The 13,122-nt window shown below is 55.1% G+C and carries 9 protein-coding genes; 5 read left to right on the top strand and 4 right to left on the bottom strand.

Going from position 1 to position 13,122, the window contains the following annotated elements; all coding sequences use genetic code 11:
* Positions 1-11: 11 nt before the first annotated feature.
* On the bottom strand, positions 12-1,706 hold the full coding sequence (locus ACOOFE_RS08615; RefSeq protein WP_420414584.1) for a tetratricopeptide repeat protein: 1,695 nt from the start codon (positions 1,704-1,706) through the stop codon (positions 12-14).
* Between the two features lie 432 nt (positions 1,707-2,138).
* Between ACOOFE_RS08615 and ACOOFE_RS08610 the strand changes: the two genes are divergently transcribed.
* On the top strand, positions 2,139-3,359 hold the full coding sequence (locus ACOOFE_RS08610; RefSeq protein ID WP_420414583.1) for a 6-phosphofructokinase: 1,221 nt from the start codon (positions 2,139-2,141) through the stop codon (positions 3,357-3,359).
* A 354-nt stretch (positions 3,360-3,713) separates the two neighbouring features.
* Here ACOOFE_RS08610 and ACOOFE_RS08605 read toward each other — a convergent pair whose 3' ends face one another.
* Positions 3,714-4,172: an Lrp/AsnC family transcriptional regulator gene (locus ACOOFE_RS08605; protein WP_420414582.1), complete on the bottom strand. Its 459-nt coding sequence runs from the start codon at positions 4,170-4,172 to the stop codon at positions 3,714-3,716.
* A 113-nt stretch (positions 4,173-4,285) separates the two neighbouring features.
* On the opposite strand from ACOOFE_RS08605, the gene ACOOFE_RS08600 reads away from it, so the two are divergent.
* The 3 genes from ACOOFE_RS08600 (at position 4,286) to ACOOFE_RS08590 (ending at position 8,457) form a co-directional block, all read left to right on the top strand.
* Entirely contained in the window at positions 4,286-5,491 is a 1,206-nt protein-coding gene (locus tag ACOOFE_RS08600) for a methionine gamma-lyase (protein WP_420414581.1), read from the top strand.
* A gap of 23 nt (positions 5,492-5,514) precedes the next feature.
* Complete coding sequence (locus ACOOFE_RS08595) at positions 5,515-7,902, top strand: 1-deoxy-D-xylulose-5-phosphate synthase N-terminal domain-containing protein (protein ID WP_420414580.1); 2,388 nt, start codon at positions 5,515-5,517, stop codon at positions 7,900-7,902.
* A 273-nt stretch (positions 7,903-8,175) separates the two neighbouring features.
* Entirely contained in the window at positions 8,176-8,457 is a 282-nt protein-coding gene (locus ACOOFE_RS08590; RefSeq protein ID WP_420414579.1) for an antitermination protein, read from the top strand.
* 21 nt (positions 8,458-8,478) lie between these two features.
* On the opposite strand, the gene ACOOFE_RS08585 is transcribed toward ACOOFE_RS08590, so the two are convergent.
* Positions 8,479-10,026, bottom strand: coding sequence for a DUF427 domain-containing protein (locus ACOOFE_RS08585; protein ID WP_420414578.1), 1,548 nt, complete (start codon positions 10,024-10,026; stop codon positions 8,479-8,481).
* Between the two features lie 84 nt (positions 10,027-10,110).
* Entirely contained in the window at positions 10,111-11,052 is a 942-nt protein-coding gene (gene ttcA / locus ACOOFE_RS08580; RefSeq protein ID WP_420414577.1) for a tRNA 2-thiocytidine(32) synthetase TtcA, read from the bottom strand.
* A gap of 310 nt (positions 11,053-11,362) precedes the next feature.
* On the opposite strand from ttcA, the gene ACOOFE_RS08575 reads away from it, so the two are divergent.
* Entirely contained in the window at positions 11,363-13,012 is a 1,650-nt protein-coding gene (locus ACOOFE_RS08575) for a diguanylate cyclase (RefSeq protein WP_420414576.1), read from the top strand.
* The last annotated feature ends 110 nt before the right edge of the window (positions 13,013-13,122 follow it).

Here is a 13,122-nt window from a genome sequence, read left to right as displayed (position 1 = left end):
GGCAGGCCCCTTCAGCCGGAACAACAGTTTGATTTTGAAAAATCTTCAACCTGTTTACGGCACAGGCAGGAGGATGTGATTGGAACGTCGGTTTTGGCCAATGCCTGGGCGAGCTTTTCTTCAAAGACCGGCAATTCATCGATGTCGCCACGCTGACGCAGACATTCGACGAACCCATGCAAGGCCCAGACATTGTCCGGGTGTTGCGCGCATCGTTGCAGTTCATTGTTCAGGCCCAGATCAGCCCGGTACACCTGCTCGGCCTCTTCAAAGTGTCCCTGTTCGGACAACAGCGCCGCAAGCGCGTGGCGCGGCGGGTGCATCCAGGCCCATGGCTCGGTATATTCAAGGTTGTCATCACGCTGCACGCTTTCGCGCAACGCTGCAAAGGCCACTTCATAGTTGCCCTTGTGATACTCGAGCTCTCCCTCAAGCATCTTTTCGCCCACGGCCAACGTTGAACGAGCGGTATTGTTAAAGAACTTACGATCCGGGGGGATACGATCAACAGCCTGAAAGAATTGTCGTTGCTCTTCCTCTGCGGCTTCAAAATTATTCAGTGCGGCATGTGCAACACCCTTGGCATAATGGTGCATCGCGGTTGAAACACAATAGAGCACCTGGTCGTCTGGCATGGGGGCGTCAACGATATCCTGCCATCGGCCAAAGCGAACCAGCACATGCATCTTCATGGAGAAATATCCCTCCATCGTGATCGCCATTTGCGGGCGATCCGGCGCGCTTAAAACCTCTTTGGACAAGGTAGCGCACATCTGTTCAGCGGCGGCGATAGCGGGTTTGAATTGGCCAAGATACATGCAGGTGTACATCATCAGATGCAGGTCATGGCATCGTGCCGTGGTGTAGAAATTAAACGGCCCTGCGTAGTCAACATACATGTTGTCGGCCCGGATCGCCTTTTCGCTGGCGATCTTTGCTTTCTCATACTCACCACACAGCACATAAGTGTGCCCCGGCATGTGATTCATATGGCCTGCATCCGGGCAAAGTGTGCCCAGAATATCCGCGGACCGCATGGCGCGTTCTGGTTCATCCGACATTTCAGTTGCGTGAATGTGTAGATGCAAAATGGCCGGATGCTGAGGCGTTCCTGCGGCATCGTGCATGGCGATGGAACGCTCGATCACATCCATTGCTTCCAGTGTGTCCGCATTCTGTGCTGGGATACCCTTTTTCACGTTCCACAATTGCCAGGGGGTGCGGGTTATGAGGGCTTCGGCAAAAATTGCCATGACATCATGATCATCGCGATTGGCATAATAGACCCGCCGCATCGCACTGGCATAGTCGTCATCCCAGCGATCAAATTCTTCACCCGATACCGCATGCGGTTTTTGGAACCGCTGCGCCAATGCCTCCACAAGTTGATTTTCAAGGGCACTCGCCCGGTCGGCAGATTTGCGTGCCAACTGGATATGATCGCAACACAGCCGCGTTGCAGCATTTGCTTCTGTTTCGCTGAATTGGCGCCAGACATTGTTGTAAAACGGCCCCGATCCATAGGCCACGCCCCAATGCGCCATGACGCAGTCCGGATCATGTTCAAGCGCCTTTTGAAAGCACTTCACACCTTCTTCGTGATTAAACCCGTAACACCAGTTCAATCCAATGTTAAACCAGCGCTGCGCCTCGTCGTTCTGAGTGGAAATCTGTTTTGTGTGGGCGCCAAGATCAAATCTATCCATTAAACCTCTCTAGGGCCTCGGTTTTAGACTCTTTCGTTTTCCCGTCACAGTGGATGAATTGCAGTAATTGGACAAGCAAACGGATTGGCGCCTGCACAAGTAAATGTCTGAGTGTATAAATCTCAATAAAACAAAGGGTTGTGCAGCATCGTATGGTTTTCATTAGCAAACATTGGAGAACTCGCGGCGAAAGTCCGCATCTCAGGCATTCATCCTCTTAGCAACAAACGACAGCTTTGGGTCCAAACTTAACAGCAGTGCGCGTCCAAAACGGAGATGCAAAACGGTCCTTCAAATCGTCTCCCCATCGCATGCCCTCACTCGGCTGTTCCTAATACACCGCCCCCAAGCTGATCTCCCTCTACAAACCCCTTGTCCAGCGCCCACCAACAGTGCCAATTTGGTCTCTCAAAATATAAAAAGGAAATCTCGATGTTTCACGGCAAGGTATTGGTCGCCCAAGGGGGCGGGCCGACGGCGGTTATCAATCAGTCCATGGTCGGGGCGGTCTTGGAAAGCCGTAAATTCCGCAGCGTGGAGCTGATCTACGGCGCAGTCCACGGCGTGCGCGGGATTCTGGACGAGGATTTTTACGATCTGACCCAGGAAACCACCCACAATCTGGAGATGGTCGCCAACACGCCCTCTTCCGCGCTTGGGTCAACACGTGACAAGCCGGACCTGAAATACTGCCAGGAGATCTTCAAAGTGCTCCGGGCCCATGAGATCGGCTATTTCTTTTATACCGGCGGCAATGATTCCTCCGACACCGTTCGCATTGTCAACGATGAGGCGCGCAAGGCCAATTATGATCTGCGCTGCATCCACATTCCCAAAACGATCGATAATGATCTGGTTGAAAATGACCATACGCCCGGCTTCCCGTCCGCGGCGCGCTATGTGGCGCAAGCGTTTATGGGCGTCAATCTCGACAATGCGGCGCTCCCTGGCATCTATATCGGGGTTGTCATGGGCCGCCATGCAGGTTTTCTCACTGCCGCTGCCGCCTTGGGCAAGAAGTTTTCAGATGACGGACCGCATCTCATCTACATGCCTGAACGCACCTTCGACATTGATCAATTCATCAAGGACGTCCGCGAGGTGTACAACCGCCTTGGCCGGTGCGTTATTGCGGTCAGTGAAGGCATTCATGATGCCTCGGGCGAGCCGATCATCTCCAAACTGAGCAAGGAGGTCGAAACGGACGCCCATGGCAATGTGCAACTGTCGGGAAGCGGCGCGCTGGCCGATTTGCTGACCCAAAAGGTCAAGGAGGCGCTGAATGTCACCCGGGTCCGGGGCGATACGCTCGGCTATATCCAGCGCAGTTTTGTTGGCTGTGTCTCCGATGTTGACCAGAATGAAGCCCGCGAAGTCGGCGAAAAGGCGGTGCAATACGGCATGTTCGGCGACCGCGACGGATCGGTAACAATCAAACGCACCGGCCACTATTCGGTCGACTACGAACTGGTGCCGCTGGAGGTGGTTGCCGGAAAAACCCGGACCATGCCCGATGCATTCATCTCCGCCTCCGGCAACGATGTCACCGATGAATTCCGGATGTACCTGCGCCCGCTTCTGGGCTCCGGTATGCCGGACGCTCATCGCCTGCGCCCAAACAAGGTGCCGAAGATTTTGGCGGCCGGGTCCTAGGAACCGGTTGAGCACTTTTCACTCCTCTCCCCCCTTGCGGGGGAGATGTCTCCGTCAGGAGATTGAGGGGCAATTCCAGGAACCAGCGTACCCAGACCGAGAACGTCAAAGGGACTTCGGTGACCGGACCTTTTCACAGCGGTCATCCCCGCCCCGTGAAACGGAAATGTGCGGGGATCCACTCTTGCTCTCCGCATGCGGACGGTAGAGAGAACTTTCCGCTTAGGCTCTGCAAACGAGTGGTTCCCCGGCCTTCGCTGCGCTGCGCCGGGGATGACCGCCGTAGGGCGGGGTAAAACTTATCTCCGAAGAACCCGTCGCGCAGAGACGGTCCTTTTCCCAATTCAGTGGTATTCAATCCACCCGCGGGAAGACGCCTGTCTTTTTGACAAAGCCATAGACAAAACTGGTGTCGATGGAGGCGATGCAGCCGATGGGATGGATCCGCTGGCGGATGAAATCCTCGTAAGCATCTAGGCCGGAAACGACCACCCGGAGCTGATAGTCCGTCGCCCCGGTCATCACCACACATTCCAAGACTTCGTCCATCGCCATCACCCGGCTTTCAAAACGCTGGACGTCTTCTTCATTGTGCCGCTCCAGGCGGATGCGGACAAAGACCGTGACCGGCAGACCGTAGGCCTTGGCATCCACCTCGGCGGTGTAGCCGCTGATCGCTCCACTCGCTTCCAGCATTTTCAGCCGGCGCAGGCAGGGCGACGGCGACAGGTTGACCTTGGCGGCCAGTTCCTGATTGGTCATGCGGCCGTTTTGTTGCAGTGCACGAATGATTTGCCGGTCTTTTTCGTCCATTCGCCGCCTCAGTTAGCAGATTATGCCAAATTCCGGACACTAAATGGCATTATTTGAAATCAATTGCCAGCCATAAAGGCGCACCATGTTCGCAACTCAAAGAAAGGTTCGACATGGACACTCATCTGAAGGGCTTTGCGACCCGCGCCATCCACCACGCCTATGACCCGTTGAAGAACGAGGGTGCCCTCACCCCGCCCCTGCATTTGACCTCTACCTTTGCCTTTGAGACGGCAGAGGCCGGCGGTGAAATGTTTGCCGGCGAACGTGAAGGCCACATCTATTCGCGCATTTCCAATCCGACCCTTGACCTTCTGGAGCGCCGCATTGCTCTTCTGGAAGGCGCTGAGGCTGGTCTGGCAATGTCATCGGGCATGGGCGCAATCACCGCAGCCCTGTGGACCCTGCTGTCTCCTGGCGATGAGATCATTGTCGACGAGACCCTTTATGGCTGCACTTTCGCCTATATGCGCCATGGGCTGACCAAGTTCGGCATCACCGTCACCCATGTGGATCTCACCGAACCGGAGAACCTGACGGCAGCCATCAGTGAAAAGACCCGCGTGGTCTATTTCGAAACCCCGGCCAATCCGAACATGCGGCTGGTGGACATCGCGGCTGTTTCCAAAATCGCAAAGACCGCCGATGCCACCGTCGTCGTCGACAACACCTATGCAACGCCTTACCTCACCCGTCCGATTGAACATGGCGCGGATCTGGTTCTGCATTCGGCGACAAAATATCTCGGCGGGCACGGCGATGTGGTTGCCGGTCTGATTGCAGGCCCGGCGGAAATGGTTCAGGAAATCCGCCTTGTCGGCATGAAGGACATGACTGGCGCTGTCATGGCACCATTCAACGCCATGCTGATCCTGCGCGGCCTGAAAACACTTGCGCTACGCATGGACCGGCACTGCGCCTCTGCCCAGCCGGTGGCCGAATGGCTGGAAGCGCACCCTGCTGTCGGCGAGGTCTATTTCCCGGGGCTTGAAAGCTTCGCCCAGCACGATCTTGCCAAGCGCCAGATGGCCAAACCTGGCGCCATGATCGCCTTTGAGCTGAAAGGCGGTCTTGAAGCTGGCCGGACTATGATGAACCGCTTGCAAATGATTGGCCGTGCGGTTTCCCTTGGAGATGCGGAAACCTTGATCCAGCATCCGGCGACCATGACCCACTCGACCTACACACCGGAAGAGCGGGCAGAGCACGGCATCACCGATGGTCTGATCCGGCTGTCGGTTGGCCTGGAGGACCTGGATGACATCTTGGCCGACCTTGACCAAGCCTTGCCGGCAACTGAAATGACTGCCGCCGCTTAAGACCATACCGAAAGGAGCCGGTCATGACCGCCAAGCTGACCCATCTGAAGACCATCGAACAGCGTTTGCTGTGGCTGTCGCATTGGATGATCCATCATGCCAATCACCTGCGGCCCAAGGTCGATGGTATCAAGATCGGCGGGCATCAGGCCTCGTCCGCATCGATGGTGTCGATCATGACCGCGCTCTATTTCTCTGCCCTGAAGCCGGAGGACCGGGTGGCGGTCAAACCGCACGCGTCTCCGGTCTTTCATGCCATCCAGTATCTGATGGGCAACCAGACCCGCGACAAAATGGAGAATTTCCGTGGGTTCGGCGGTGTTCAAAGTTACCCCTCCCGTACCAAGGACATTGATGACGTCGATTTCTCCACCGGCTCCGTTGGTTTGGGTGTCGCCATCACCTCCTTTGCTTCGCTCGTTCAGGACTACATAAAGGCCAAGGACTGGAGCGACGCAGCTCCTATGGGCCGGATGGTGGCGCTTGTCGGCGATGCCGAATTGGATGAGGGCAACGTCTATGAAGCCCTTCAGGAAGGCTGGAAAAACGACTTGCGCAACACTTGGTGGGTGATCGACTACAATCGCCAGTCGCTCGACGGAATTGTCCGTGAAGGTCTGTTTGAACGGATTGAGAAGATCTTTGATGCCTTCGGCTGGGACGTGGTTCGGGTGAAATACGGCGCACTTCAGAAAGCAGCGTTCCAAGAGCCCGGCGGCGATAAATTGAAAGCCTGGATCGATGCTTGTCCGAACCAGGAGTATTCAGCGCTCACCTTCATGGGCGGCGCTGTCTGGCGAACTCGCTTGCTGGATGATTTGGGGGATCAAGGTGATGTCACTGCCTTGATTGAGCGGCGCAGCGACAAAGACCTTGCCGCACTCATGGAAAACCTCGGCGGCAACTGCGTTGAGACCATGGCCGAGACGTTCGACGCCATCTCCCACGACCGGCCGACGTGTTTCCTTGCTTATACGGTCAAGGGCTGGGGCACACCGATCGCCGGACACAAGGACAACCACGGCGGCCTGATGAACAAAACCCAGTTTGCCGACTGGCAGGCGCATATGGGCGTGGCCGAGGGACAAGAATGGGAGCCGTTGGCAACGGTCGGTGATCCGGACGAACTTTCAGCCTTCCTGAAGGAGGTTCCCTTCTTTGCACGCGGTCTGCGCCGCTATTCAGATGAAAAGCTGGGCGTTCCTGCAATCGAGTTGGACAGTGCCAAGTCAACCTCGACCCAGGCTGCTTTCGGCAAGATCCTGGATGATCTTTCCAAAGGCGACAGCGCGCTGGCAAAGCGGATCGTTACCACATCACCGGATGTCACCGGCACCACCAGCCTTGGCGCCTGGGTCAACCGGCGCAAACTATTTGCCCGCACCAAACAGGCCGATGCCTTCATCGAGCACCGCATTCCATCCACCGCCAAATGGGAGTTTACACCGGACGGCCAGCACATCGAGCTTGGCATTGCGGAAATGAACCTGATGCTGCTCTTGGGCGCCGCCGGCCTGTCGCATTCCCTGTTCGGCAAACGCCTCATTCCGATTGGCACGGTCTATGATCCCTTCGTGAGCCGTGGCCTCGATGCGCTGAACTACGCATGTTATCAAGATGCCCGCTTCATCCTGGTCGGCACCCCGTCCGGCGTGACGCTGGCGCCGGAAGGCGGCGCGCACCAATCAGTCGGCACACCGCTCATCGGGATGAGCCAGGACGGGCTGGCAGCCTTTGAACCGGCGTTTGCCGACGAACTCGCCGTGATCATGCAATGGGCCTTTGAATATGTTCAGCGCGACGGTGAAGGCCAGCCGGACGAACGCACCTGGCTGCGTGATGAAACCGGTGGCTCGGTCTATCTGCGCTTGACTACCAATCCGATCGAGCAGCCTGGCAAACGCGTCGACGAAGATTTCCGGCAAGGTGCCATTGATGGGGCCTATTGGCTTCGCAAACCGGGCCCCAACTGCGACATCGTCATCGCCTATCAGGGCGCTGTCGCGCCGGAAGCCATCAAGGCCGCCGGCATGATTGGTGAAGCCCGGCGCGATATCGGTGTACTTGCAGTGACATCGGCAGACAGGCTGAATGCCGGCTGGACCGCGGCCCAGCGCGCCCGCTCGCGTGGCAACAGCGCAGCCGTCTCGCACATTGAAACGCTGATGGCGGACCTTCCCCGGCATTGCAAGGTGATCACCGTCATCGACGGCCATCCCGCGACTTTGTCCTGGATTGGGTCTGTTGGCGGACACCAGACCATTCCGCTGGGCGTTGAACATTTTGGCCAGACCGGAACCATCGGCGATCTTTACCACCACCATGGGCTGGATGCCGCCGCGATTGTCGAAAAGGTGCACGGTCTAACCAAGGGAAAACCTGCACCCGCATTCGGATTGGCAGCAGAGTAAATAGAAAGCACTAGACCTGGCGGCATTTCCTGAAAACCAGACAGTGTTTTCAGATTGCCGCCAGTTTCTGCTTCTTAAAATCCCGTTTATCCCACGTTTAGCGTCCAAGATATCCCCTGAAACGCTGCCGGAATTCGGCAAAAATTGCCGAATCATCTAATCTGAACAGAAGGTGAATGCCGGATTCAGGGTGAGTATAGGTGCGTTCCGCCATTCTCCGTCCATACCGCAGCGCTTGGAATGATTCCGGGCCAGGAGATGGAAACGGGGACCATGACCAAGTTTGCTTTTGCAACCATATCGACAGCCGTATTGATTGGCGCTGGACTGACTTTTGCCCTGTCAGGCCCGTCAACGACGGATAGCGAGCTGCGCCGGGTCGAATGTCAGGCCTTAACCATGTTCACCCCTTCGCGTGGCAAGAGCGCCGAGGAGCTCTGCGAAAACTATGGTGGTGTCGCCTTAAACAACGCAGCTCCGAGCAAGGAAGGACTCGTTATCCTCGTTCGCAACCAGCCTGTCGGGGGCTTTGAAGGCAATCCGAAGCTGCAGTAACCTGCCAAAACGGATCGACACTCAAGATGTGGCGATGCCGTAAGCCTCTACCGTTTCACTAACATTGTGAAGCTCCAGCGCGCCCAGCGCGTCAAACCGGAAATTCATTTCGGACGCAACATCTCCAGCAACAACAACACTGTGGCCGGATTTCTTACCATAATCGCCGAGCCGGGCCGCGATATTCGCCGCGCTGCCAATGACAGTGAAATCAAGACGCTCCCTTGATCCCACATTGCCGTAGGTGACATCGCCATAAGCAATACCTGTCGCACACGCCAACGCAACCTGATCGGTTGATCGGCTCGCCAGCTCTTCCGAAATCACCTTGGCGCTTTCCAGCGCTTGCCGGCAAGCTTCTTGGCGTCCCTTGTTGGCCGGGAAGATCGCCAGGACCGCGTCCCCAATGAACTTCAGCACTTCACCATCATGATCGTTGATGATGTCCGTCGTCACCTCAAAGAACCGGTTCAGCTCTTCCAGATAAACGTCCCGACCGAGTTCTGTTTCCAGGCGGGTGGAATGCCTGAGATCACAAAAGAGAATCGCGGCATCGATGACATCACCATCGCCGCGCCGGATCTTGCCGCCGAGCACGCGGGCGCCTGTGCGTTTGCCCAGATACGTCTCCAACAACGATGTGGCATTGGAGGTCAGGGCAAAGACTTCAAACAACCGGCTGATCAGGGCCGAACATTCAAACACCAGTCCGAGGTTGGCCGTTGTAAAACCATTTGGATGATCGGAAGCCAATGTCAGCACATTGATCCGGCCATCAGAGAACGGCAAAGGCATGGCGACATAATCGGTTACACCTTCTTCCTTCAGATCTTCCATGATCGGAAAATTGAATTCGTCCGGATTGGTGTCCAGCTTCTGCCGGATGCCGCCGAGCCCATCAGCTACATGCTGGAACGGGCTGTTCTTGAACTGCGGACTTTCCAGATTGTCATAAGACGGCGCGTGGCTTTTGACCTCATTGCCGTCCCGTTTCCAGACGAACAACCGCCCGGCAATCATCGGATGGAGTGACCAGATCAGAATGCTGATCCGGGAGACGGCAATCCCCTCTTCGACCAGTTTTTGCCCGAGCGCGGCGATCAAAGCTTCCGGCGTTTTGGCAAGCCAGGCTTCACGCAAAAGCCAATCCACCATAGGGCCTGAGATATTGCCGCTTATAACGGGCTCGATTGGACCGCCATTGTGCTCAACCCGTGTTGCAACATCTTGGCGGAACGCGAGATAGCCCTCCACGTCCTTGCCCTCAGGCAGAGCGTAAGGATAACTCCACGCGCCCCGATTGTAGATCTCACCGCCGATTGAGACATGCTTATATGACGCTGTCCCTTTGAACGGACAGAAGGTCTTGAAATCCGGCTCGGCGTCCAGCTCGGCGACGACATCTTCCTTCGGGAAATAAACCGTTGGCGGCAGCCGGGTCTCATGCATCACCCGCGCCCGTTCTGAGCGGGCAAGCAGGACATCCCCATGCCAGGCGGTCACCTCCCCAGTCAGGGGCTCCACCACGATCTGGTAGTCATTGGCTGTTGTTTGCGCAGATGTGATCATACCCAAGAGATAGGCACATGGATGAGTCCTGTCCAGCGGACATGCCGGACTTAATTACCAAAAGGTATTTTATTCTATGAGGCTCTATTCGGCCGCAAAAAGCTTTGCGGTCATGGCCATGCTTGCAGCACAGGGCTCTTCTGCTTCACTGGCCTCTTCGTCTGCATTGGCATCTTGCGGACGCAAATTGACAAAATCATAGAGCTTGCGGTCGAGCAGATGGGATGGACGGGCGTGGCCGAGCGCACGGGCCATCACACCAAGCCGGCCTGGTGTTTCCTTTTCCCAACCCTGCAGCATGCGTTTAACTTCCTCGCGCTGAAGACCGTCCTGAGAGCCACAGAGATTGCACGGAATAATCGGAAACTCCATGCCATCTGAGAACTTCTGGATATCGCGCTCAGATGCATAAGCAAGCGGGCGCAGCACCAGAAGATCGCCTTCATCATTGATCAACTTTGGCGGCATGGACGCCAGCCGACCGCCGTGAAAGAGGTTCATGAAGAAGGTTTCAAGGATATCGTCGCGGTGATGGCCAAGTACAATCGCTTCACACCCCTGCTCGCGTGCCACCCGGTAAAGGATACCCCGGCGCAGGCGTGAGCAAAGCGAACAATATGTCCGGTTTTCCGGGATTTTGTCCGTGACAATCGAATAGGTATCTTCGCGCACAATGATGTGCTCGATGCCGTTGTCGTCAAAGAACTTCGGCAAGATCTCTGGTGGAAAGCCCGGCTGCGCCTGATCGAGATTACAGGCGACCAGATCCACAGGGAGAAGACCGCGCCATTTCAGTTCGATCAAAACGGCCAGCAGCGTGTAGCTGTCCTTGCCGCCCGACAGGCAAACCAACCATTTGGGACGGTTCGTCTCAGACGAGCCCTCCGGCAGCATTCCAAAGTCGCTGATCGCTTCCCGTGCCTGGCGCAAAAGCCGTTTACGCAATTTCTTGAACTCGACACTCGACGGTGCGTTTTTCAAAAGCGCAGGAACATCTGTGTCCGAACTGGCAGCAATGTCGTTCATATTTCGAGCTTAATTTCAGCGTTGTTGAATTGGGAGCTGACATACCGGATTGCCGCCAGAAGGCCAAGGGCAAAGGCGGGCCTTTCCAACCGGCACGCATCCCACTTGTAAAAAGATAATTGAACCCACCATCATACTCAGCAATCTACAAATATATCTTTAGTTATAAATCAGGACACAGCAACCGTTAATTTAACCATTACAGAAGATTATCAATTTCTTAACTTCTTTAATTTTGAAGATTATTTATAATTCACTGGATACGTAAAAAAGACGAGGTCCAGTGAAGGCGCACTGAGGTGCCAATGACATGAAACTCAAGCACATTCTCATTTCTGCTTTTGTTTTCGTTGCGGCCGTACCGCAATTCATTGGCTTGCACTTTTTAAACCATCGCATGGCCGACCAGCACGCATTGGATGTCGAAGCCAACCTGATGGCATTGTCGCAAATTGCCAAGGAGCGGCTCCTCGCCTCGATTGAACGAATTGAAGACAACACAGCTCTTATTGCCAGCCGTACGCAGATGCGCATAAGCCTGAAGGAATGGACGAGAACGGGCAAAGACCTGCACAGAATGACAATTCTCCGCATTCTGGAAGACGCACAAGACGGCCTTACAAACCTGAAAAGTGTCAACCTGTTTGATCCAACCGGTCAGTTGACGATTTCCACTTTCCCCTCAGTGGAGGTTCGCCACTTACAGCCAAAAACAGATTCAACCATCAAAATCACACTGCAGTTCCAGGACGGCGAAACCATCGTCGCCAGCGAAACAGCCTTACACCTCGGTCGTGACCATGTGGGTTATCTGCAGTTGACTTTTTTTGCCGATTTCATCAATGACCTGTCCCAGGATAGAACAGGGCTTGGAGAGACCGGCGAATGGCTCTTAGGTTTGAGAAACGAAAATGGCGATGCTGTTTTTGCGTTTCCGCTAAAGTATGATCCGGATGCTGCCTTTTCCCATACCATTGCCAAAACCCGGCAAGATGTCCCAATCACCAAAGCCCTCATGGGCGAGGAAGTCGTCTTACGGCACGCCACTGATTATGCTGGCAATTTGGTTTTTGCGTCGACCCGCTACATTCCGGAACTCGATTGGGGACTGGTTGCCAAAATCAACGAAAGTGAAGTCAATCAGTACACCTTTCAAAATCTCTATCTGATTTTAGCTTCCGGCATTGCTTTACTTGGGCTCGCAACTGCCATTGGCATTGGCCTGTCGATATATATCGCACGGCCGGTGGAGCGGCTTAAAACACAAACCTCAAAGATTGCCCAAGGAGATTTCTCAAATCCTTTGGTCCCGCGCGGCTGGCAAGAAGTAAAGGAGCTCACCTTGCACTTCAGCGCGATGGCCGGCGCTCTTAAAAATATGAATAAAACCCTCAACGACACTGTTCAGCAGCGAACGAAAGAACTGGCAGAAGCCAATCAAAAACTTCAGGAAATTTCGATTCGAGACCCGCTAACAAATCTGTATAACCGCCGGTATTTCGACATCCGTTTTTCGGAAGAATTTCAGCGCGCAATACGGTACAAACACGCGCTTTCAATTGTGATCGCCGACCTAGATTATTTCAAGCAGATCAACGACACCTACGGTCATCCAGCAGGCGATGTGGTGCTTAAGGAGGTCGGCCGGCTGCTGGTCGATAGGATGCGAAACTCCGACATTGTTGCCCGTATCGGCGGAGAGGAATTCTGCCTCATTATTCCGGAAAGCGATCCAGAAGATATCGGGAAAATCCTAGACCGGATCCGCGGGGAAATTGCGGAAATGGATTTTGAAACCGAAGACGGCTCCTTCACGATCACCTGCAGTTTTGGTGTCGCGCATCTGAGCAGCGACAGTAAGAACGAGACACAATTCCTTCAAAACGCAGATAAGGCGCTCTACAACGCGAAGAAAAACGGCCGCAACCAAGTGTTTGTGCACTCCCCCGCTTCCGCGTAGCTTTTTTGGGCACCCACTCAGCCCCCGGGTGACAGCCAAGCCGACTCCCGAAAACGAACAAACCGAATAGTTGCACCCCGGCACACAACACGTCCATTGACAAACGCACC

This window comes from Roseibium sp., assembly GCF_965216085.1.
GTDB lineage: Bacteria > Pseudomonadota > Alphaproteobacteria > Rhizobiales > Stappiaceae > Roseibium.
The sequence above is the reverse complement of the archived record's forward strand: the minus strand, read 5'-3'. Positions and strand labels throughout refer to the sequence as shown.